The organism is Paramixta manurensis, assembly GCF_013285385.1.
Classification (GTDB): Bacteria; Pseudomonadota; Gammaproteobacteria; order Enterobacterales; family Enterobacteriaceae; genus Paramixta; species Paramixta manurensis.
In genome coordinates this window covers 1-20,712 of the sequence record NZ_CP054213.1, presented here as the reverse complement: position 1 = coordinate 20,712, position 20,712 = coordinate 1, and the positions used below count along the sequence as shown (strand labels likewise).

The 20,712-nt window shown below is 48.9% G+C and carries 22 protein-coding genes and 2 pseudogenes; 5 read left to right on the top strand and 19 right to left on the bottom strand.

The window, feature by feature from the left end; genetic code table 11:
• Positions 1 to 34 precede the first annotated feature (34 nt).
• Both PMPD1_RS22250 and PMPD1_RS22245 read left to right on the top strand, forming a co-directional pair.
• Positions 35 to 1,057, top strand: coding sequence for a lysozyme family protein (locus tag PMPD1_RS22250; protein ID WP_173636336.1), 1,023 nt, complete (start codon positions 35 to 37; stop codon positions 1,055 to 1,057).
• Position 1,058: 1 nt separating this feature from the next.
• Positions 1,059 to 1,508, top strand: coding sequence for a hypothetical protein (locus tag PMPD1_RS22245; protein ID WP_173636335.1), 450 nt, complete (start codon positions 1,059 to 1,061; stop codon positions 1,506 to 1,508).
• Positions 1,509 to 1,662: 154 nt separating this feature from the next.
• Here the strand turns inward: PMPD1_RS22245 and PMPD1_RS22240 are convergent, their stop codons facing one another.
• From PMPD1_RS22240 to PMPD1_RS22185, 12 genes are all read right to left on the bottom strand, one after another.
• Positions 1,663 to 1,875: a hypothetical protein gene (locus PMPD1_RS22240; RefSeq protein WP_173636334.1), complete on the bottom strand. Its 213-nt coding sequence runs from the start codon at positions 1,873 to 1,875 to the stop codon at positions 1,663 to 1,665.
• Positions 1,876 to 2,575: 700 nt separating this feature from the next.
• On the bottom strand, positions 2,576 to 2,830 hold the full coding sequence (locus PMPD1_RS22235; RefSeq protein WP_173636333.1) for a hypothetical protein: 255 nt from the start codon (positions 2,828 to 2,830) through the stop codon (positions 2,576 to 2,578).
• 76 nt (positions 2,831 to 2,906) lie between these two features.
• Positions 2,907 to 3,089 (bottom strand): helix-turn-helix domain-containing protein, encoded by a 183-nt coding sequence (locus tag PMPD1_RS22230; RefSeq protein WP_173636332.1) that lies wholly within the window; start codon positions 3,087 to 3,089, stop codon positions 2,907 to 2,909.
• Between the two features lie 467 nt (positions 3,090 to 3,556).
• Positions 3,557 to 4,477, bottom strand: a complete 921-nt coding sequence (locus PMPD1_RS22225; RefSeq protein WP_173636331.1) for a hypothetical protein — start codon at positions 4,475 to 4,477, stop codon at positions 3,557 to 3,559.
• Positions 4,478 to 4,874: 397 nt separating this feature from the next.
• Positions 4,875 to 5,588 (bottom strand): nucleoside/nucleotide kinase family protein, encoded by a 714-nt coding sequence (locus tag PMPD1_RS22220; RefSeq protein ID WP_173636330.1) that lies wholly within the window; start codon positions 5,586 to 5,588, stop codon positions 4,875 to 4,877.
• A 22-nt stretch (positions 5,589 to 5,610) separates the two neighbouring features.
• The gene (locus PMPD1_RS22215) at positions 5,611 to 5,871 is read right to left on the bottom strand and encodes a hypothetical protein (protein ID WP_173636329.1); all 261 of its coding nucleotides are present in this window, start codon (positions 5,869 to 5,871) and stop codon (positions 5,611 to 5,613) included.
• A 7-nt stretch (positions 5,872 to 5,878) separates the two neighbouring features.
• Positions 5,879 to 6,631 carry a hypothetical protein gene (locus tag PMPD1_RS22210; protein ID WP_173636328.1) on the bottom strand — a complete coding sequence of 251 codons (753 nt, stop codon included), beginning with the start codon at positions 6,629 to 6,631 and terminating at the stop codon, positions 5,879 to 5,881.
• Entirely contained in the window at positions 6,598 to 7,149 is a 552-nt protein-coding gene (locus PMPD1_RS22205; RefSeq protein ID WP_173636327.1) for a histidine phosphatase family protein, read from the bottom strand. The genes PMPD1_RS22210 and PMPD1_RS22205 overlap by 34 nt, the downstream gene beginning before the upstream one ends.
• Entirely contained in the window at positions 7,146 to 7,793 is a 648-nt protein-coding gene (locus PMPD1_RS22200) for a hypothetical protein (RefSeq protein ID WP_173636326.1), read from the bottom strand. The genes PMPD1_RS22205 and PMPD1_RS22200 overlap by 4 nt, the downstream gene beginning before the upstream one ends.
• Positions 7,786 to 8,901 carry a hypothetical protein gene (locus PMPD1_RS22195; RefSeq protein ID WP_173636325.1) on the bottom strand — a complete coding sequence of 372 codons (1,116 nt, stop codon included), beginning with the start codon at positions 8,899 to 8,901 and terminating at the stop codon, positions 7,786 to 7,788. The genes PMPD1_RS22200 and PMPD1_RS22195 overlap by 8 nt, the downstream gene beginning before the upstream one ends.
• Before the next feature lie 21 nt (positions 8,902 to 8,922).
• The gene (locus tag PMPD1_RS22190) at positions 8,923 to 9,750 is read right to left on the bottom strand and encodes a hypothetical protein (protein ID WP_173636324.1); all 828 of its coding nucleotides are present in this window, start codon (positions 9,748 to 9,750) and stop codon (positions 8,923 to 8,925) included.
• Positions 9,751 to 9,759: 9 nt separating this feature from the next.
• Positions 9,760 to 10,515: a hypothetical protein gene (locus tag PMPD1_RS22185; RefSeq protein WP_173636323.1), complete on the bottom strand. Its 756-nt coding sequence runs from the start codon at positions 10,513 to 10,515 to the stop codon at positions 9,760 to 9,762.
• A 604-nt stretch (positions 10,516 to 11,119) separates the two neighbouring features.
• Between PMPD1_RS22185 and PMPD1_RS22180 the strand changes: the two genes are divergently transcribed.
• Positions 11,120 to 11,521, top strand: a complete 402-nt coding sequence (locus PMPD1_RS22180; protein WP_173636322.1) for a VOC family protein — start codon at positions 11,120 to 11,122, stop codon at positions 11,519 to 11,521.
• A gap of 246 nt (positions 11,522 to 11,767) precedes the next feature.
• On the opposite strand, the gene PMPD1_RS22175 is transcribed toward PMPD1_RS22180, so the two are convergent.
• The 6 genes and pseudogenes from PMPD1_RS22175 to PMPD1_RS22150 all read right to left on the bottom strand — a co-directional run bounded on the left by PMPD1_RS22175 (position 11,768) and on the right by PMPD1_RS22150 (position 17,731).
• Entirely contained in the window at positions 11,768 to 13,099 is a 1,332-nt protein-coding gene (locus PMPD1_RS22175; protein WP_354292951.1) for a hypothetical protein, read from the bottom strand.
• A 229-nt stretch (positions 13,100 to 13,328) separates the two neighbouring features.
• Entirely contained in the window at positions 13,329 to 14,321 is a 993-nt protein-coding gene (locus PMPD1_RS22170) for an Abi family protein (protein ID WP_354292952.1), read from the bottom strand.
• Between the two features lie 39 nt (positions 14,322 to 14,360).
• A pseudogene (locus tag PMPD1_RS22165) lies at positions 14,361 to 14,669 on the bottom strand (integrase core domain-containing protein); the annotation flags it as partial.
• 16 nt (positions 14,670 to 14,685) lie between these two features.
• The gene (locus tag PMPD1_RS22160) at positions 14,686 to 15,762 is read right to left on the bottom strand and encodes an IS110 family RNA-guided transposase (RefSeq protein ID WP_173636321.1); all 1,077 of its coding nucleotides are present in this window, start codon (positions 15,760 to 15,762) and stop codon (positions 14,686 to 14,688) included.
• Between the two features lie 272 nt (positions 15,763 to 16,034).
• Positions 16,035 to 16,948, bottom strand: a pseudogene (locus tag PMPD1_RS22155) (IS3 family transposase); the annotation flags it as partial.
• 201 nt (positions 16,949 to 17,149) lie between these two features.
• Positions 17,150 to 17,731 (bottom strand): hypothetical protein, encoded by a 582-nt coding sequence (locus PMPD1_RS22150; protein WP_173636320.1) that lies wholly within the window; start codon positions 17,729 to 17,731, stop codon positions 17,150 to 17,152.
• A gap of 588 nt (positions 17,732 to 18,319) precedes the next feature.
• On the opposite strand from PMPD1_RS22150, the gene PMPD1_RS22145 reads away from it, so the two are divergent.
• Both PMPD1_RS22145 and PMPD1_RS22140 read left to right on the top strand, forming a co-directional pair.
• Positions 18,320 to 18,913, top strand: coding sequence for a hypothetical protein (locus tag PMPD1_RS22145; RefSeq protein ID WP_173636319.1), 594 nt, complete (start codon positions 18,320 to 18,322; stop codon positions 18,911 to 18,913).
• A gap of 22 nt (positions 18,914 to 18,935) precedes the next feature.
• Positions 18,936 to 19,718 carry a site-specific integrase gene (locus tag PMPD1_RS22140; protein WP_173636318.1) on the top strand — a complete coding sequence of 261 codons (783 nt, stop codon included), beginning with the start codon at positions 18,936 to 18,938 and terminating at the stop codon, positions 19,716 to 19,718.
• Positions 19,719 to 19,794: 76 nt separating this feature from the next.
• On the opposite strand, the gene PMPD1_RS22135 is transcribed toward PMPD1_RS22140, so the two are convergent.
• Positions 19,795 to 20,508, bottom strand: coding sequence for a replication initiation protein (locus PMPD1_RS22135; RefSeq protein WP_173636317.1), 714 nt, complete (start codon positions 20,506 to 20,508; stop codon positions 19,795 to 19,797).
• Positions 20,509 to 20,712: the final 204 nt, after the last annotated feature.

Sequence of the window (20,712 nt, the reverse complement as noted above, 5' to 3'; positions counted from 1 at the left end):
GATAATAATAACCGTTATAAAACGGAGAAAACGGATGAATGAATTTCACGAACTGAATATGCTGACCCTGCAGGGTGATATTAACAGGGCGTTTTCGCTTATCAGCAGTAAAAGCGAGGGCATTGCCAAAAAAATCATGCAGAAGGCCGGCTATCCGGTTCCTGAAATAACCGGCCGGGAATTCTGGCTGTACGTACAGAACGCGCTGACACGGGCCGCCCGGGCGCGCAGCTGCGGCTACCGTTTTCAGCGAAAGGGACTGCAGGCGCCGGTCAGTACGGCCAGAGCCGTTTCAGCGCCCCGTCCCGTAACGGAAAGGGCCCGGGAAGCCGACCGGGCAGGCGGACATACAATGGCCGTGGCCCCTCCGGTCCCGTCGAAGGCAGTAAACCGGAGCGGACCGGAAATAACCGCTCAGGAAGGCCTCTCATGTGCCGCCGTCAGCCGTCTCCTGAACGGCAGTCAGCGTGTACAGATGCGTCAGGAAAGCCCCACGGACGGGCGCACGCCAGCCACAGCGGTTAAACCGTTTCTCCACCCCCGCCATGTTTCCGTTCAGCCGCACAGCCGGCGCGTTGATTTGCCGGCCCTCTTTATCAAAAGCCGCACCGGGGCGTGTCCTCAGATGATAAATGCCTCTCACGCCGGGGATGAGGGGCCCGACAAGGCGGACAAACCCTTCGCGTCAGCCCGGCTGACTCCGGGGGCTGTGTATGTCCCCTGCACTGACCGGCACCGCCATCAGACGAAAAAAATCATTCTGCTCAGACAACCCGCCGGTACCGGCCCGCCACAGGCGACCGGGCTTGCTGACCGGCTTTGCGCTGACGCGCAATGGTTTGATGGACTGGTCTCCTTCAGTTACAACGTATCCAATCCTTCTGCAGTTATGGAGGCCGCCGATCGTGGCGATATGAACGCTGTATATAACAAAATGCTGCAGTACATTTATGTTTTTAAGCATGATGCAAAAGGCAGAAAAACGGGTAAACCCCGGATATTACCTCCTTTGTACAAAAGAAGGCTTGATGAAGCCGCTCCATTCAGGCAGGAATAGAATGCTCAAAAATTTACCACTGGTTTTTCTTTTAACCCTGTTTGCAACCGGCCCTGTGTTTGCCACCAATCATCAGGAAACCGATGCCCGTCTGGATGCCCTTATGGGGGCTAACTCACATCAGCGATATCATGATTTTCTGAATAAACTACAGAAGTCAGTGGAAGAAAGAGATAAAGAAACGGTTGCTTCAATGGTCGATTACCCACTCACCGTTACAGTCGGACGCAAAGAAATTGATATTACTGACAGCCGGATTTTCATTAAGAATTACGATAAAATTTTCACCGAAAGTCTGGTAAAAATCATACTGAATCAGAAGTACTCAGATTTATTTTTCAAGGACACTGGCATTATGGTCGGTCCTCATGGCGAACTGTGGTTTAGCGGAATATGCACTGTTAATGACTGCAGCAAATTCGACATCAAAATAATGCAAATTAACAACTAGCCTGCCCGGCATGGAGGCCGGGTATTTCTGTTACGTAAATGTCGCTGTCAACAACGGGAAAAAGTGATCCACTTACCGCCACCACCAACGGTCTAATAATGATCTACCTTGGAATGGGGTTGAGATGGACTCAACCTTTTACCCGACTCATTGCTTAATTTTTAAATATATGCTTCCCAGTTTTTCCATCTATTTCAGGGGGGATAGTTCTCACTTCAAGATGGATGTTGCCATCATTTTTAAATTCTATAAATGGTCTACCAGAGAAAAGCATTTTATATAATGGTGAGTTGTTAAAGCTCAACATTTCCTCGTCGGAGCATTCACTTAAATCAATTTGGATTTTAATCATTACAGACTCACTCATTAAATCTGATGCCAGTCAGGAGCCCCTGGCCTGATACCTGTTTTGCAGATCCTCAGCTTCTTTGAGAATCCGCGCACGCACCTATTTCACAAGAATCCCTGATTCTAAGGAATATTTAAAGATAGCTATAAGGAACATAAAGACGAGCACACGTAGTGCTGGCGCGACTCTCTCGATAAAGAAATAGTAAACGACAAATATTAATCCACTTGAAATGCTGATTAGTGTAATTCCCATGTTATCTATGTGCTTACGAATTTAATAAATAATATTATCTCATCGTTGTTAATGTTTTTTCAACTCGTATTCAAGCGCTTGCCGGGTTTCTGTTGCGGTTTCCGATGAACTATCGGGGTTTAGGGTCCAATGATGAAAAACTACGCTAAGAAGATAATTCATTGTTTATATTAAATTTAAAGGTATCGTCTGTTCATTGCCAGTCCCTTGTTTAAGCGTTACCTCTTGATCATGATCCTGAACATACATTGTTATCAGATCAATCATCTCCCTGAACACCTCAGTTGGCACCTGAATGTGGCCATTACGCTTGTTAATGTGGAACGGTGAAAGCAGCAAACCTTTTACAATATCCGGAATATCCAATGCCCTGATTTCATTGTGATGTAGATAGCAAAATTCATTCTTGTTAATTCCCATATCAATGACTTTTAAGGGATTAAGAGACCATAGTCTTGAAAATTTATTTCTCATGCCCAAAGAATTTTAACGCGTACCTCAGAAAATCATGTTCAGGGATACCTGTGGCCGCAGCAGTAACCCCAATAAATATGTCATCTGCTTCATAGCTGTCAGCCAGATTGACATCTCCACTGATGTAACTTCCGAGATGTTCAAGCAATTGTTGACGATTCATGTTGGCCATTGACCCGTCAATATCACCTGCGTAAGCGACAAAGAAATCATACATTGCCTGAATTTCGTCTTTAACATTCATTATTTAACTCCGTTTGAGTCCGTATAAATAAAATTAATTATGAACTATAATTCACATAAAAGCAATAGAAAGTGTCTTATAGTTCATTTTTATCTGGCAGCCCGGACAGCGCATCGTTCCACTGCTGTGCCCTGGCATCGTCATTGACGATTTTGCTAATCCACGTTTCTGACTTACCCCAGCGTTCTGCCAGTGCATTCCGTGACCAGCCCTTGCGCTTCATTTCGGCTTTAAACTGTTCTCTTGATGGTTTATACATTTCTGATAGGCCTGTTAAGACGGAAATAGGTGGCGCGAGATATTGCTGTTTTTTGAAACTTATCTGAATGACGTTCCTCCTTTTATCAGAGCCAGAGCTGAAGCCATTGCAGCCGCTCGTCCGTCATTAGTTCTTTCCAGGATACGTTCGCGTTCCGCTTCCGGGCCTGAATTTGGATCACCATTGGCCCACAATCCCCTTTTCTTACTTAATGTTTATATTTCCCGCCCTGAGAAACGGGTCATCTGATATCGTCTGTAGTTTCAGCCGGTAGACCCCTTTTATCCAGGAACTCAGGGAAATGCTGTCATCGCAGCGCATGAATACTCCGTTGTCCTTTTTTTTCACGCTGAGCATACCTCGATTATTACCGCAGACTTTGCCGAAGAACGCCGCCGCCTTTTCGAGGTTACCGGTGCCCGGCTTAAGTCGGGGTTTTTGCTTTTTAAGTTCTTTCCAAAGAAAGATCAGATTTTCTGCACGGGTGCAATTTCGCTGCCCAGTGACATCAGTGAAGTATTAAGCTCTTCCATCAGCGTTTCACTCACAGCCGACAGGCTACTGTTTTCCTTTTCAAGGGCTTGCGTCACCCGGTCGCAGACCTGTGCCATCAAGGTAGTCAATGCTGCCATCTGCCCCACATCGGACTGTACCCCCAGGCGGCTGAATTGCTCCTCCGCCTGGCGGCGTGCAATTCCCATACGATTAAGCCAGGCGCGGCGTATGCCCCATTCTTCACCGAGATTGGTGGCTAAACGGGCAAACCGGTATACGTCACACGCATCAAGAAGGAATAAGGCCCTTCCACTTTCCTGGCTGACATCTCCGCTGGTCATCGACTGTAATTCATTTATCTGACGGGCTGCGTCGTCAAGGGCTTCCCGCATTTCTTCCCTGTCCCTGGAGCTGACCGGGCGTTTATTCATGTTTACCATCCGGATGGCCGTTCTGAGGTGGCCTGCAAGTAGCTGAAAGTGCTCGCGACAGCGCGAAAACTGATGCCCGCCGGGGAGTTCTTCCAGTTGCCCGGGGGCCATCTCGATCAAATGATGATGTTGTTCCTGGAAGTTCATTGCTGCCTGGATATCGTCAATCGGTCCCCGCAACTCCTTTAGAGGGGTCATTTCGCCGATGGTCAGGCCGTTGGTCAGCAGGTTATCCAGTTTCAGATAGACTTCACGGAAGCGAATGATGGCCTGTTGGAAAGCGTCGTCTGGCGTCAGCGCTATTGGCTTGAAACTGATAACCACAGGGAGGGTGCCCTCCTGAGCCATGTAAGTAACAATGGTGCCCAGATAATCCTGCAGACTACTGTAGCCAGCTTTTCTTGCGGTCAGATCGGCGGCGTTGCGTTGTTCATCGGGGCAGCGAAAACTGATTTGTGCCATAGTGGGTCCTTTGCCTGCCTGAAAGTGAAACAGTTACCTGCTACCTCATTCAGATTGAAAGTGCTATTTTGTCTCGTGTTAGCTATTTTGCTACCTTCCATAATTATTGTTTTCAGCAGGCAATTTTACAATCATTATTTTCAGTTTTTATCGTTTCAAAGTTTAGATCCGGAAACCCCGAGAAGCGGATCTGCCGACCAGTGATTTTTGAACTGGGTCATATGACATGCGGTTTTAAGATTTATAGGGAACTACAAACTTAAAATTCCCTTTTTAATTTAGGCTGGATTAAATTCAAATGACTTTGCGACTAAGGTGAACGGAGTGAATTCGCATAACTTTACTTTAGGGTGACATTCTCAGCCCCGAAGTCAGATATAGGGCTGAGAACTGTTTGTCAGAAAAACCGGTGCATAAAATTGGACAGCAGAGCGTCTTCGTAGCAATCATAGTTATGCTCTATGACCGTCACGCCCTCTGAGAGTAAATTTTGATGAAAATCCTGATACAGACGATGGCGGGCTGAGAACCACTCTTCCCGGTTTATTCCACCGCAGAAAAACGTCGGTATCTGGCCGGAGCTGACCGCAACTTCGTGGTTTGTTTTTGAACGTTCCGCAGGATAATTAAAGTAGAAGACGCAATCGGATTTACGATTGGTTGAAACGTAAGAATCATGCAGACTTGTATGCAGGGCCGTTTCGCTATCGCTGAGTAAAGATTCTCCGTTCAGCAGTTTGCTGAGCATCATATCCTCAGTAAATGATCGCTCAATGATGACGTTAAAGCCGCAGTTCAGCCATGACTTTATCAGGATATCCCTCTGGGCCATCATGTGAATAATAAATGAAAAAAAGTTGGCCTCTGCCTCTCTTAGCCCATACGGATGGTGAAGATGCCGGAAAGAACTCTCATCGATAAGTATCGTGTAGTTGTCCTGCAGAAAGAGGCGGGCTCCCAAGCGCCGCATAAATGCTGACTTGCCCAGATTATAATTGCCGGACACCGTGATGAGCAGGGGATCGCGGTCCCTGACGTGTCGGACAGATGGTATGTTCCACGGGCTGGTTGTCAGGTAATGGAGGTTTTCTGTGGTGGTTATTCTGGTCATATCCGGCTGCCCTTTTCTGACGTCAATAGGTAGTGATGACACTTATCACAGGCGTGACAACAATCGTCAGCGGATGGGAACGCTTCCGCAGCAGAAAGTAAGCTTCGTCGCCTGCTTCAATAAAGCGGATCACCGAATGGAAGGGGATATGCTGAACGGTTTCCTTTGACTGAATGACGATAAATCCGGAGCTGAAGGATTTAAGAGTCGCGACATCCACTTTACCGTTGCTGAAAGAAACCCCTATCTCAGTATCTATATATTTTGAAAGGATATTTTCCATATTTGCCTCACATTGACTGTTTAATTAGCAGTGCGCCGTAAATAAGAATCAGGATGAAAATGAATGCTTTTAACTTCTGATGGTTAACGTAAGGCGTGACCAGCGTACGTGAAATAAAATAGGCTGGCACCGCGACCAGTGAATACATAACGGGAGTGATGCTGACGCCGTGGGTGGAATAGAAGGCAAGCTGAATTATCCCCAGAGATAAATACCCGCCGGCGATAAAACGCCTGGCTTCAGCGCTTTCGGCATACCTGGCGGTGCCGGTCAGTGACAGCAGCGAGCCCCCAAGGCTGGATATGGAATGGATAACGCCTATAGCGGTATTCGTAACGGCAGGTTTGATGTTCAGCGTTTTCAGAAACCGTTCTCTTACAGCCGGCATAAAACCCACGATGCCGGTGAAAAGCAGTATGATCCCGGCGGTCAGCTTGCTGAAGCTGAGGCCGATGACCAGGTTCAGATAGAAAAGAAAAGCCGTATAGATGACAGAAATGCTGGCATACGAAACAATATCGGCGCGCCGGTAGTTGCTGCGCTCGGCCAGAACCTGGAAGACGTTGATGATAAGCGAGCCAGGCAGGCAGATAGAAAGTGCATGATCAAAAGGATATCCGCTCAGGATCAGGGTCGGGAGGCCTATCATAATGAGGCCAACGCCCACGACGGACTGACACAGCGCACAGAGGACTACCACCGTGGTCAGGTAAAACGTTTCGTTACTCAGCATCGGTGATTTACCCTCTGCAGGAGCCATGCGTTGTCCTTTTTGACAAAGTGTGTCACCGAACAGTTATCAATCTGCGTGCAGAAAGCGTCTGAACCGCAGTGAAGCCGCAGGATGGTTTTAATGACGCCGCCGTGGGTGAATATCATGACGCGGTCGTGCGCAGCAAGCACGTCAGCCAGCGCTGATTTGATCCCGGCCTTAAAATCCTGATATTCACTGCTGACCTTCCCGTCCGCCTCAGGGTAAAAATCCTCAGGAAGGCTCAGGCCGCCGCGAACGTGGAAAGATGCTTCCCTGAAGTTTTTGTCAAAGTAAACCGACGAGAACTGGGCCCGGGACAGGGCAAGACGACTGGTTTCGACAGCCCTGTGAAGGGGGCTGCTGATGAGATGAAAATCAGCCACGTTCGCGTAAGCCGCCAGCGTATTATAGAGTCTTCCCGCCTCTATTATCCCTTTTCCGGTCAGGTGACTGTTTCTGTCTCGGGTGGTACCGGCCTGCCACTCAGAGTGCCCGTGCCGGATAAGAATGAGCTCTTTCTTCATGGTCTGTTCTGCCTGCTGTGTATGAAAAATTCCTTCACCGCCTCGGTTTCCCTGAGAGCATCCTGATCGGATGCTGAGAGATGTAGTCCATTTGTGGTGGGGGTATACCAGCTGCACTGACTGAGGTGTGAGCGAATCCCTCTGCCCTGTCCGCCCGTCTGAACGGGTGCGCCCTGTAAAAGGGGCTTAATTTCCGCCCATGACATCGCTCCGCTTCTGCGGATGATGAACAGATGCACAGAGCCCTGGGTTTCAATAAAAAGACGCCGCTGATAGGGGCAGAAGGGATTAATCACCCTGAGATCTCCCATGTGCAGGTAATAATTATCTTCACCGGTTCGCAACGCAGGATTGAGGGGGGAGATCCACTCCCGAAAGAGCTGCTCTTCGTCTGCGTCAGCGACCGTTTTCAGATAAGAAAATCCACCGATCACCTTTCCTGACTGAGGCTGTCGCGCATTATTCAGCAGCCGGGCATAAACGCGGTCAAAAATAGCTTCTTTTTTATCGCGAGCGTGTACCTCACTGTCGGCCTCAATGGACAGGCCGTACGCATCGAGGTAGCGCCGGATCACCCTGAAATAGCGGGCGCGATCTTCTGGTGTGAACTCCGGTTTGAAGAACATGAGGGCCCTGTCAGACATGTTCTTCTTCCGTATTCAGGGACGAGCTGCGTTTTTTATACCCGTTAAGAGTCAGAAGGCAGACGACTGACGTCAGGAACAGAGCGGAAACCGGAAAAGATGTGGTACCGAAATGCAGCGGCAGAAGCGGTCCAAGGGTTGCGCCCAAGCTCCCTGAGACCAGGTAACCCGCCTTGACAAGATCAAAGTCGCCGGCAGCAAAGTGCCGGATAAAGAAACCAAACACCACCCCTTCGATGAGGCCCAGCACGAGGATAATTCCTGCAGCCACAGGCAGGCTTACGGTAGATGAAAACTGCGTCTGCAGCCAGAGTACAGCGATGAGGAATGCCAGATAAAGGGTGGCGCTTATCCTGCCGGAAGAAACCAATGTGTTGGACAGAATAATTCCCGCGCCGTTAACCAGCATCATCCAGTAAAGGGGATTGCTGTTAGGATTCGCCAGAGAATACGTAAAAAGAAAGTTGTTATACACAAAAGTAAAGAGAAAAAACGGTACGGCAACCAACCCAATTTTCCCCAGAACAATTACCTGAGGTCTTTTCACATCCCTACCCCCCGCGTCGTTAATATTGACCGGCAACATTATTTTTTTGTTCAAAATAAGCAGGCATGCAAAAAGCATGAGTGAAGGTATATTAAATGCGAGGGAATCTGGAATATTAAACGCAGCGATCCCGTTTGAGAATGCAAATCCCAGGGCATAAACAAGTCCCCACATGCACATTACCAGTTCAGTTCTGTCAGGGCGGGTATATCGCGTAAGCGCTACAGGATAAAAATTCATAATATAGGCAAAGACGCACCCTTCAAGAACTCGCTGAAAGAGCATTGCGGGATAAATGTCGCGATAGAAATAGTTCAGCGCAAAGGCCGCTGCCTGAAAAATTAAAACCGTTACGTGCAGTTTGGAAAGAATTTCTCGCACCGATGGTATAGAGAGCATAACAAGGCCAAAAGCCAGGCCGCATAAATTAGACAGTGAAAAAAGAAAAGCGACTTCATGCGTGGGGTAACCGTACACAAGGTGTAAATAGTTACTCAGGGACTGATATTTTGCCCCGTTCATGACAGCCAAAATGGCGGTAATAAATATTGCTGGAAGCACAGAATACCCCACGAATGATTTTCAGTATTTACCTAACAGCTTCATGCCACGCTGATACTTGATGTCATAAATAACGTGCGTATCGAAGCGGTTTATCAGGGAATCACGAAGAGCTTCAATAACCTGAACAACGCGTGGATCGTCTTTGATTTCATCGGAAATACGGGGGTAAAGCGACAGTTCCACTTCGCGAAAACTCTTCCAGTTAGTCGGATCTTCGACGTCCTGGCTGGCGCGGAAATCGAGCACCGATGAGCGGTCAATCGAGCACCGCAGTACGTCATAGCCGTCGATAAGTACATAGAATGTCGTACGGTGGCCCTTCAGTACCAACGCCGGACTGAGCAGGTCAGGTGAAATCCCCGTAGCCATTTCAAGGAAAGTACCGGGCTGGTCAACATCATGCCGGGTGATTAGTTTTTTAACGATACCTACTGACGCCGGGCCGCTGGGATCGTTCTGAATGGTGGCCTTTTCCTCGCCTTCAAATACGTGTCGGCGGTCCAGCCGGTTACCGGTTGAATCTTCCGGCATCTTGAAAGCGCAGAAGGCGTGCGTAAGCCGGCTGCAGGAGGTTCTAAGCAGGGCACCGGTAGGCAGGATGTCATAGCCGGGGGTGTCGTAATAAACGGCTGTATTGAGAGGCGGATTAGCCCTTACCCAGTCACGTTCTTTAAATTCTATGGAAGGAAAGCGGCTTTTTAATTCCAGAGGCACTTCATCAAGCCATTTGTAATAACTTTCATCATTAATATGGTCTGCAAATACTTTTACTGCCAGTTGGCGGAATATATTATATTCGCCATGTTTTTCATGAACCGAACCTTCAGTGTCAACGACAAGACTCATAGTAAATCCTCAGATTTTATTCAGGGTATAAGAAAGCAATTCATGAAGTTCATTCGGAGTATACATTGGAACGTTTGAAACAGTTCCCTCACGTGGATAAAACGTGTTGTAAGTGTGGGTATAATTCCTTTTTCGGGGGCCGCGCACAAGGAACGATATTATAGGTTCATCACCTTCCGGAAAAACGATACGGTGAATGGCCTCATTATGCATCGTATAGACGTTTCCCGGGCTGACTTTCTTTTCAGCTATCTGGTCGAGATATACGTCTTCTTCAAAGAAGCAGTCGTGAATATTACCTGTGGCAGAGGGAAGGTATTTGTACTTTTGAAAGCGGACTTTAGCTATCGATTTTTGTGAAGACTCGCTGAATATTTCATGCACCTGCTCGCCACACAATACATAAGAAGAAAAGCTGAAACGGTGATCATGGATCAATTCCTGACTGATTTCTGCTTCAGTAAATGGTGGTTTCCAGATATGCAACGTCAGTCGGCAGTGGTCCGGATTGACATCATTGATAAGAACAACTTTGGAAAAGTGATTGACATGTTTATATGAATTTGAAGCAACCTCGGAAAGATAATTTGGATCTTCAAGTATTTCATGGATCAGTAAAGGCAGTAGTTGTTCATCACGTACAAATTTCAGAAATTCTGATGACTCTTTAAAAAAAAGGTCCTCATCATTCTGGTAGCTGTTAAGAGTATTGAACCGTTTTCTGACTTCCTGCATAGCGGGGCGTAACTCGGCAGCAACTTGCATAGTTCATCCTTATTCATACTGAATTTAACTCTGTATTTTGCGTTGCCATATGCGCATCGTTACGGATACGCAGGCGTCACCTTATGATAAGTACCACTTAACTTTTACGCTATCTACGGAGGTTTTTTATATAACTATGTTTAAAGTGTTTCTAGTCAGATAAATGTTTCTTAATGTGTATATTGTAAGAATTTGCTTAAAGTTAAAATATAAGATATTGATATATATAGATATATATTGTTAATTTTTTGTTTATAAATTATTGTGATTATGTATAAAATCCATTATTGAGAAATTTTTAAGGTTTTAGTGCTTTTTATGAGTTAATCATTCTTTTTATGACATTAATTATTTTAATTAAATTCATTAGGTGTTAAATAATTAGCCTGCTATGTAATTTGAGCCCGAAAAAGCCGCTTTTATCAAAATATTATTCTGTTTTATGAATGTATTTATACCGATTTCAGTCAGTGCGATTATGTTTTAAATGCTGTGATTAAAATCAAAATAAAAAAATACTATCACTTCGGGAGAGAAACTCTGAGCGGTTGGGAAAAATCAAAAACTGTAGTGTAATGTTGAGTTCAATAAACGGGAGAGTGAAATGCGCACGCAAAGAAAATGTCTGGGTTACTTAGCTGTAGTAGTCGACGATTATGATCGCGCGATTGAATACTATACGGAGAAGCTGGGTTTTACGCTGGTAGAAGATACGCCACAGCCCGGTAAGCGCTGGGTCGTGGTTACACCTAACCCGGAAAGCGATTGTAATCTTCTTCTTGCACGCGCTTCGAACGAAAGGCAGGAAGGGTTTATCGGTAACCAGTGTGGCGGCAGAGTTTTTCTTTTTCTACAGACGGACGACTTCTGGCGTGACTATAACCTTATGAAATCAAAAGGCGTTAAATTCTCTGAAGCGCCTCGTGAAGAGGAGTATGGCATAGTAGTGGTGTTTGAAGATCTTTATGGTAACCGCTGGGACCTTTATCAGAACAAGCAAAGCTGACATGACCTCCCGGACGCGCCTGCTGAGCGTAGCCGGGAGGTAACGTAAGAATTACCTGAGATTGGTGGCATTGGGAAGATGCCAAATCCCAATCTGTAACACATTTCTGCCAGCCGGAATGCATGCTCTGAAGTGACTCATCAGCACACTGAGCAGGCTGATTTTACCTGCCCCGATTACTCATAGGAAAAGTCGTCAATTCTCTATTGGCCAGCCTGTTTCGTCCGATATCATAATCGGGCACAGCTACGAACATCCGCTTTCAATGAGGTTCCATCCTCTTCGAAGGATATCGTCAAGAAATGCTTCCCGCACTAAACCTGGTGATCGACCTGCTTCTGTCACTATGGCATTCAGCGTTTTTTGGGCCAGGCTACGAGCTTGCAGAATATGTTCTCCGGGGATTTCCTCCAGCGCGTTACCATGTACATAATCACTGCGCGCGTTGTATATGACATTCATACTCTCCTTGACGGATGCATCATTGAGCAGCCCGGCAAGCCGGTATTTTAACCGTCCAGTAGACTGGAGCCTTCTGAGATGCTTTTCCATAGCTTTATCAGCGGATGTTTCACCAATACAGGCGTCAATCACGACAACATGTGCCAGAAACTCATCCACACCATCTGACATGAACGCTTTTACGAATTGATGCCGTGCGGCCACATTGATGAGGCCGCTGGTGACAGCTGCTTCTAGTTGATTGCAGAATTGAGGGTCAAAAAAAGGCATCAACTGGTCACAGGTCACGCTATAAGCATACTCGTGCGGGGCTTCATACTCGTCCCAGCCAACGTTTTCATCATGATATGAACAAAGAACCCAGCTGAGTGTTGCGGCTGATGGGATAGGTAGTTGCTGCCGAAAAATATCGTCTGATAGCGTATGCACCCAGGGGATATTGAAGGGGCGCCAGTAATATTCCTCGTTGTGCTGCCACTCTTCCCAGGGGGCCAGCATCAATGAAAAAATGGCGCTTTCCACGGCTTCCGGATGTATGAATTTATAGGGGGACACCGCTCCCGGATGATCCCTGTTGGCATTCCAGGGCCAGTAGCGTTCAGCAAAATCTGCCCGCATTTCTTCTACATGCCGGACCACTAACCACAAAAACTGCGATAATCTTGCAGTGTCTGCGGAAACATTCCCGGGCACTCTTTGCAGCGGCAGAGAATTCAGCAGTTCATCCAGCTCATTTTTACTGAAGCGCCTGATACTCCAGTTGGCCGTCTCAATCTGCGGTATACAGCCAGCGCAATCGAGCGGGCAGAGATAAATGTGTTGCTCGTGACGCTTCATCAGTGCCCCGTAGCATTGTGCGGCCGTCTCTGACATGTCGGCGGCGGCTAACGGAGAACCGGCAGTGAAAAAGCAGGGAACTCCTAGTTTGTGGAGTCCCCGAAGCAGAAATGGATCAAAGAAATTCCCCTCAATTTGGGCATGGCAATGTTTATCCGACGTATTACGAAGATGCAGGAACTCATGTGAGTTTAATATTGCGTTGTGATCCATACCCGCCGGCAACAGCCATACGCGGTTAAATGCCGCGATAAATTCATCCGGTATTGTTGTTGTCATTGTGGTCTTTCCGCTGCGGGTAATGATCTTCAGTGTATCGCGAAAAACTTCCTAAATATCACTGATTTCCCCTTCATTCAATATCACCCTGCGCTATCATAGTGCCGCCGCCGGACAGATCGGCGTGCTAAACACAGGGCCGGGCAAGCACGGTCCAGTACTGATTCCGGAAAAGGAAAACCCGGAAGCACTCCGGGTCGGCAGAATACTTTAGATATTAAAAGGGGGGTTATTGAATCTGGGTGGAGTTGTCAGTGCCGATGGTGAGTACCGTCTGACCCTCCTTCACTATCCGGATGAACTCATTTTTTTCGAGCACCCTGATTAACCTGCTGATACCTTTACCTCCACGTGAAACCTTAATCTGTGCCTTAATTTTTTCCGGGGCGATGTAGCTGTTCAGTCCGTCCACCGAGCACAGGGCATAGAACCGAAGATTCGCCGAATGACTCAGGAAATTAGCTTTCCGGTCGGGACTCATCCAGCCAATCATCTCAATGATGTCATCATAGTGCTTTCGCAGAAGACTGCAGCTGGCCTGAGCGCCATAGACCGGGTTTCCGTAATCCGGCAGTCCCGTTGCCGGATCGTCATAATGGAATTTCCACAGGGCTTCGTGATGCGAAAGGCGATTACGCAAAGCCCGGACGCGGTGAAAAGCTTCCCTGATGTCAGGCATTCCACAGCCAGGCGGGGCATGCGGGAAAACGATAGCTTCAAGGTTCGGCCACAGCAGAGATTTGCTGTTCACGTCCTCATATTTGGTGCTGAGCAGCGTTGTCCAGAAGCCGAAGCTGAGTCCAGAAATCACCCGCGCCGGGGTGATGGTCTTGCCCTCGGCCACGATGAGATCGCGGGCCTGGTCTACCAGTGTTTCTTCACGAACCTTACATGCAATGATCCGGTGCCCGTACTGGTCCAGCATGACTCCCTGCGCATCCTGCCGGTCGGCGGGCTTTTTTGCCATCTTGTACCGCCTCCGCAGTTTGGGATAGGCTTTTTTACCCATATAGCGCGGCAGACTGAAAATCCAGTTGTGATCTGTCAGCCACAACCCGGTCGCCCCCGGAACGGGCCCGGACTGGACAGCCTTATCTATGGCGTTACGAAGGGTGACTTCCAGACACTGGAGCGCGGGCAGCATGGCGCCAGCAAGCGCTTTATTCCAGTAGTAGGCGGCCATGATCTGTCCAGGTTCTACCTTGAGATGCTTTTCATAGATGTCCAGCCGCTCGGCTGATATGTAAGTTTCGTGTAGTGGTCAAGTAATACTGGCCACGGTTTTACAGTAAGAACGGTATCTGTTCTCTGATTCTTCCGGCGTCAGCCCCCCGTTGTAATGATGAGGTCTGACGCTATTGTAGTAATTCAGGATATAACTGCCGATTTGTCGCCGGGCCTCATCCTTCCCTGCGTAACCATTCGTCGGCACCCATTCTGTTTTCAAACTACGGAAGAAGCGTTCCATGGGGCTGTTATCCCAGCAGTTTCCCCGCCGACTGACGCTTTGCTTTATCCTGTAACGCCAGAGAACTTGTTGATATTTAAGCCCGGTATACTGGCTTCCCTGGACGCCCTTCTAAGAGTCAAGTTGTTATCGGGATACTGTTGACCTGCCTGTTTTGATTGCGCAGTAACGTGTAAACTTCGCGAGAGATATATCGCTTCAGACAGCGTATCGCTTCCATTTTTGTATGTCCTTCGGCTACGCGCCTGGCGACATATTCCTTTGTTTTTGCGTCAGTTCGTAAGCGTCCGATGGCTATGATGTGAAGTGCGCTATTTGCAGCACGATCTCCACCCCGGTTAAGCCGATAACGGTTTGTTTTTCCAGAAGAGACAGGAACAGGACTGACGCCACACAGCGCAGCAAAACCTGATTCTGATCTTAGCCGTTGGGGATTGTCTCCGGCCGTGATCAGCAACTGCGAAGCGCTTTCGTATCCAATAGCATTACGTTTAATCAGTTCAGGTGCCAGCTTATCGACAATCGCCGCAATCATGACGTCCAGATCAGCAATTTCGTCGTGCAGCTCAAGATAGCGTCGGGCAAGGGACTTTAATGCAATTCGATAAACGTTTGTAACATTGCGGCATTCAGTGACATCAGGCCTCCATGCTCCCAGAGTCCTGATGAGCTTCATACGTGTCATATTTCTTAGTTGTTCACGTAACTCATCTGGCGCAGAGATAATGTTGGAATGGATGATCTGGAGAGCGACTCTTCGGGCTGATATCGCTGTTTTGCGGCAGGTTTTTAACACCCGAAGAGACTCAATCATGCCATCGCGCGTTTTGGGCGTGACGGTTCTTATTCCTGAGAATGCAGCATGAGCGGCACATTCAGCATCAATCGTGTCACTTTTTCCCCGCTTGCGCCGCTCCATTCGATCTGGCGCTGTCACCTCAAGAACTTCTAACCCGGCATTCTGAAAATAGCGAAGCAACCCGGAACCATAAGTGCCTGTGCACTCAACGCCAATTCGCTTTAATGCTCCAAACGAAGCCATCCATACCAGCATTTGGCGATACCCTTGCCGTGTGGCGGAGAAATACTGGGTACCCAGGACTTTATTATTTTGATCAACGACAGCGGCAACGTGCAGATCTTTATGTGTATCCACGCCACCCACAACGGAGGTTTCGGTAACGTTATCAGCCATGGTGCGACTCCTGTAAGGAAACAAAGTTGAATCTCCAGACAGATAACCCGGACAGGACAGTAACGAGACAGCCGTCAGGCCCTTCTTGAGTCACGCGTACCGGTGAGGAGATGCCTCGCATGAAGGCGCTTCCGGCAACCGACGAGTCCAGGGCAGGACACAAAAAGGTCGATCGCTGTGTGAGTCAGGATGCGGGAAGGTCTTCACTGCATCAGTAATCACACCAATCGGGTGAAACGACAAACCGAGTGATGATAAAAACTGACACCGACATTATTATTGTCGCTATGGAACATGACCTCCCGAGGTTGGCCACGCATCTCACAGGCCATCCGCAGGGCACTGCTTACCAATGCTGTATCGGCATTCGCTGACAGACTCCAGCCAATAATTCTGCGCGCAAAAAGATCCATGACGACCGCCAGATAACACCAGCGATTTCCTGCCCATATATAGGTGATATCCCCGCACCATACCCGATCTGGCTCCGGTACAGCGAACTGACGCTCAAGCAGATTCGGCAGGCAGATATGCTCCTGACGGGCATTTTTGTACTGATGTTTTCCGGGCTGGCAACTGCTCAGGTTCAGATATTTCATCAGACGCCCGGCACGGTAACGACTCATCGGAACGCCGTTCCGGGTCAGCATTTCAGCCAGAGTGCGTGCGCCTGCTGAGCCCCGGCTCTGGTTCCACGCCCGGCGTATTTCGCTGTACAGCCTGACTCGTGCCGGATTGACAGTATCGCGTCGTTTTCGCCAGTACCGGTAACTGCTACGGTGTATTTCCAGCGCGGAGCAAAGGCTCACAACCGTGTGGCTACCACTCAGGCTGGCGGCTATCGTGAACCGTTCAGTGAGTCGGACATCAAGAGTGCGGTAGCCTTTTTTAATATCGTATTCTGTTCCTCCAGACGACGAACCTGTTTTTCCAGCTCGCGAATACGTTGCTGCTCCGCAGTAATGGGAGTTGCAGAGGGGGTAATGCCCTGACGCTCCCGCCTGAGCTGGCGTACCCAGCTCTCAAGTGTGGTAGAGCCAACATTCATCGCTTCACTGGCCTGTCGATATGAGTAGCCCTTATCAACAATCAGCTGTGCACATTCCAGCCGAAACTCAGGGGTGAACGTACGCTTAGTTTTCTTGTTCATTAAGTCACCTGTTTTATGTTGAGGTGAGAATATCACCTTTAATCAGGTGGCCAAATTTACTGTGCCACTACATCGAGGCTCATACTTTACGTTCTCTTGCCGACAAAGGGGTAAAATAATTGACGTCAGCGTCAGTCTGTGGCGTAATGACCACATCAAGGCGGAGTCGCCTCTCCGGAGGTCTCACGCGACAATAGCAGTTCGGAAAAGCCATCCTTCGGGATGGCTTTTCTCGTTTCAGAGCCCGCCTACTGGTTCAAGCTTCATCTCCGCACGGATAGCGTTGATATCCTGGCAGAATTTCTCTGCTCCCACCGGGTAAAAAATCTCACTATATACCTGGTTAATGGTGGCCGGGTCGCGGCTGGCTATCTCGTTAAATAAAGAGAAAGTCAGCGACAGACCACGCGGGATATAGGAAAAATTCGCGTGCAGCACCTGCCCGGCGCGCAGCTGCAGGTAAGGCATGTTCTTCATCATAATCTGCTGCAGGTCACCGTGGTTGGTCAGCTTGAGTATCGCTTTGTACTTCAGATTATTGCCGGTGATCATGTCGTTCTCAAACCAGTGATCGGCCACCCTGACGCCCACCTGCTTACCCAGTTCCTGGTCCATCAGGGAGACCAGCGGACTGGTCCTACTGAAATTCTTGATCAGATCCTGAAATTCCTGCGTCAGAAATTCCTTCAGAAAATCGCTTTTAGATTTTCCCGCGACGCTGGCCTGCATCGTGATCATTGCATCCACATCAAGAGGGATGTTCCGCACTGTAAGTGTGGCAGTCTTGTTAATATCAGGCTCTTGTTCTTGATGTATCATGTTTACTTCCATTTCGTTATTAATAAGCTTTTCTTTGTTTCAGTATCATACTCTAGGTTTTGCATTACTCAATGATATTATGATGCATTATGTTGTATGTGCATCATTATTTCATATTTGATTGTGCACGCCGGTTTGTCATTTCTGCTGAGATCCGGAAAAAGGTAGAAGCGGATCGGCCCGCTCCGGCGGCGTTTTTTTGTCCGCACCACCATATCCTGTGTCTTAGCGGGGTCTGTGGCACCACATAAGGGGCTTTTCCGCGAAAACGCTCCGCGGCCGCGCCCGTTGCGCTTCGCCCCCGTCCGTGCCACACTTCCGGAAACCGTGAAAAAGCAAGGAATCCGGATCCGGGTCCGCGTGGGAAACGGTAATTTCATTACGTTCTTATAAGCCTGATAATTATCATCAGGGTTATTTTTACATCACGGAAATACAGGGACGTTCAGCAAGCCCGGCAGAGGGGAAGATGGTTCCGGGGCGTGATTACTGGCTGCCTGTTAAAAAGGCGCGTCAGGACGGGAATGTCCGGCACGGTTACTTTTCGCGGCCGGATGCCGGACGGCGAAATCATCAGGAGAAGACGCCATGAAAAAGAAGCCCGACGTTGATCTGTTCACCGGGGACAGCGACTCGCACAATAACGCCTGCCTGAATTACCAGCCCGGTACTGCCCTGGCCTATGCTGAGGGGTACCGGCTTGCTGCAGACATCCTGACCGCGCATATTGAGAATACATCCAGGGACCAGGATACCCTTGTGTACCCCGTCCTGTTTCTGTACCGCCACCACCTTGAGCTGGCCATGAAATACCTTATCCGTCTCTGCCGGCAGCTGGTCGCTGAACCGGAGCAGTACGGCACCGACGGTCATGATCTCAACCGGCTCTGGGAGCAGGCCAGAAAGATTGTGCGGGACGCTGACGAAACCTTTCCGGCTAAAAATTTCAGCCTGACCGGGGCCCTGGTGAAGCAGTTCGTCAGGGCTGACAGCAGGTCAACGGCCTTCCGCTACGACCTGACCCGTGAGAACGGGCCCTCCCTTCCGGAGATCACGCACATCAACCTCCGGCGCTTCAGGGAAAAGTTCAGCGAAGCCGCCGGAGAACTGGATCGCACGATCCTGCACGCGGAATATCTCTGCAGCCTCGGGCAGGACATGCTGCCCGGCGCGGCCCCGTGAAATACCACTTAAGGAAGCCGGAATGAGCCTCTATCCCCTCCCGCATGCAGGACCGTCCGCCCCGGCCCTGTCGTTACCGGTCGCCATCGATTATCCGGCCGCGCTGGCGCTGCGTCAGATGGCTGTGATGCATGACGACCTGCCGAAATACCTGCTGGCGCCGGAAATCAGCGCCCTGCTCCACTACGTGCCCGACCTGCAGCGCAAGACGCTGTTCGCCACCCTGTGGAACACCGGCGCGCGGATTAATGAAGCCCTCGCGCTGACCCGCGGGGATTTTTCGCTGGCGCCCCCCTACCCCTTCGTGCAGCTGGCCACCCTGAAACAGCGGGCGGAAAAGGCCGGCAGAACCGCGGGCCGGGCCCCGGCGGGCAGCACGTTTCACCGCCTGGTGCCGCTGTCCGATCCGCTGTACGTGGCGCAGCTGGAGATGACGGTGGCCACGCTGAAAATCCCGCTGGAGCGCCGTAACAGGCGAACCGGCAGAACGGAAAAGGCGCGCATCTGGGAAATTACCGACCGCACCGTCCGGACCTGGCTGAACGAAGCGGTGTCCGCCGCCGCCGCTGACGGCGTGACGTTCTCGGTGCCGGTCACGCTGCACACCTTCCGCCACAGCTACGCCATGCACATGCTGTACGCCGGCATTCCGCTGAAGGTGCTCCAGTCCCTGATGGGGCATAAATCGGTGAGTTCAACGGAGGTGTACACGAAGGTGTTCGCGCTGGACGTCGCCGCCCGTCACCGCGTCCAGTTCTCGATGCCGGGGGCAGATGCCGTAGCAATGTTAAAAAAAACCTCATAAGGATCAATAAACTGGCTAATCCAGATTTACGACAGAACTATGAGATAAACTGTTTCAGGGAAAATATGGGAAAAGGCTAAAGTTCAGACAACGCCGGTAGGGATAAAGGAACAGACAAGATAGAAAATATCAGTTTCCCGCCATCTTCTTTCATGGAGACTTTAAGCGGAGTTTGCGAATTAATTTTTTCAATCGCCGGTAGCAGAAATGTGCGTTTCATTTCCGCAAAATTTACTTTTTGAGAGTCAGGTAATTCATAACGTTCCGCAAGCCAGGATGCAGTCGTTACCCAAATTCCTGTTGAACGGTACTGGCACAAACTTTCATACAACCGAATAACCCGTACTGAATTGATGCGACCACAATCGAGCAGCGTGTAAGTCGTAAACTGGCTGGTTAAGCCGGTGAGATAAGGCATAACTTTCGTGTTTATTTCCAGGTTCCACTGACCACGGCCACGTTTTAGCCCTGCTTCAGCCAACCAGGGTCTGCGTATTTCCTCGTACTCACCTTCTGATGGGAAAAAGGTAACCTGCCTGCTCCCCAGTTCCTCAATTCCTTTACGAACATCTGTACTGGCCGTTGCCTGTGATACTTTGAAATAACGCTGGTAATCAGCAACTTTAATTGTGAATAACCCTGTGTGCTCAGTCTGTCTGTATGTTTGCATCAGGCACAACCACAAAACTCTTTTTGCCTGAAGCGGAAGATAATAGGCAGCCTCAGTAAGCTCGTTAGACTGAGATATCTTTAACTGGTTTTGTGTTTTTTTGTCAGTTATTTCAGTCATTTAATTGTTATATTCGATGTGTGGGTGTTTTTTAATTACCCCATACTGACACACTCAGTTTCTTCGTCAAGCATCATCTCAGCAAAGTAAAACGGTGTGAATAATTTGATCGATTAACTTTAGGTATTTCCCATACCTACTTTAGCGATTTCCCATGAGTACTTTACGCAATTCCCATTGTAACTTGGGGCGTTTCCCATGTTT

What these genes read in the sequence shown, in the direction of transcription:
- PMPD1_RS22250 (WP_173636336.1), top strand. Translation starts at nt 35, where the DNA reads ATGAATGAATTTCACGAACTGAATATGCTGACCCTGCAGGGTGATATT.
- PMPD1_RS22245 (WP_173636335.1), top strand. Translation starts at nt 1,059, where the DNA reads ATGCTCAAAAATTTACCACTGGTTTTTCTTTTAACCCTGTTTGCAACC.
- PMPD1_RS22240 (WP_173636334.1), bottom strand. Translation starts at nt 1,875, where the DNA reads ATGAGTGAGTCTGTAATGATTAAAATCCAAATTGATTTAAGTGAATGC.
- PMPD1_RS22235 (WP_173636333.1), bottom strand. Translation starts at nt 2,830, where the DNA reads ATGAATGTTAAAGACGAAATTCAGGCAATGTATGATTTCTTTGTCGCT.
- PMPD1_RS22230 (WP_173636332.1), bottom strand. Translation starts at nt 3,089, where the DNA reads ATGTATAAACCATCAAGAGAACAGTTTAAAGCCGAAATGAAGCGCAAG.
- PMPD1_RS22225 (WP_173636331.1), bottom strand. Translation starts at nt 4,477, where the DNA reads ATGGCACAAATCAGTTTTCGCTGCCCCGATGAACAACGCAACGCCGCC.
- PMPD1_RS22220 (WP_173636330.1), bottom strand. Translation starts at nt 5,588, where the DNA reads ATGACCAGAATAACCACCACAGAAAACCTCCATTACCTGACAACCAGC.
- PMPD1_RS22215 (WP_173636329.1), bottom strand. Translation starts at nt 5,871, where the DNA reads ATGGAAAATATCCTTTCAAAATATATAGATACTGAGATAGGGGTTTCT.
- PMPD1_RS22210 (WP_173636328.1), bottom strand. Translation starts at nt 6,631, where the DNA reads ATGGCTCCTGCAGAGGGTAAATCACCGATGCTGAGTAACGAAACGTTT.
- PMPD1_RS22205 (WP_173636327.1), bottom strand. Translation starts at nt 7,149, where the DNA reads ATGAAGAAAGAGCTCATTCTTATCCGGCACGGGCACTCTGAGTGGCAG.
- PMPD1_RS22200 (WP_173636326.1), bottom strand. Translation starts at nt 7,793, where the DNA reads ATGTCTGACAGGGCCCTCATGTTCTTCAAACCGGAGTTCACACCAGAA.
- PMPD1_RS22190 (WP_173636324.1), bottom strand. Translation starts at nt 9,750, where the DNA reads ATGAGTCTTGTCGTTGACACTGAAGGTTCGGTTCATGAAAAACATGGC.
- PMPD1_RS22185 (WP_173636323.1), bottom strand. Translation starts at nt 10,515, where the DNA reads ATGCAAGTTGCTGCCGAGTTACGCCCCGCTATGCAGGAAGTCAGAAAA.
- PMPD1_RS22180 (WP_173636322.1), top strand. Translation starts at nt 11,120, where the DNA reads ATGCGCACGCAAAGAAAATGTCTGGGTTACTTAGCTGTAGTAGTCGAC.
- PMPD1_RS22175 (WP_354292951.1), bottom strand. Translation starts at nt 13,099, where the DNA reads ATGACAACAACAATACCGGATGAATTTATCGCGGCATTTAACCGCGTA.
- PMPD1_RS22160 (WP_173636321.1), bottom strand. Translation starts at nt 15,762, where the DNA reads ATGGCTGATAACGTTACCGAAACCTCCGTTGTGGGTGGCGTGGATACA.
- PMPD1_RS22150 (WP_173636320.1), bottom strand. Translation starts at nt 17,731, where the DNA reads ATGATACATCAAGAACAAGAGCCTGATATTAACAAGACTGCCACACTT.
- PMPD1_RS22145 (WP_173636319.1), top strand. Translation starts at nt 18,320, where the DNA reads ATGAAAAAGAAGCCCGACGTTGATCTGTTCACCGGGGACAGCGACTCG.
- PMPD1_RS22140 (WP_173636318.1), top strand. Translation starts at nt 18,936, where the DNA reads ATGAGCCTCTATCCCCTCCCGCATGCAGGACCGTCCGCCCCGGCCCTG.
- PMPD1_RS22135 (WP_173636317.1), bottom strand. Translation starts at nt 20,508, where the DNA reads ATGACTGAAATAACTGACAAAAAAACACAAAACCAGTTAAAGATATCT.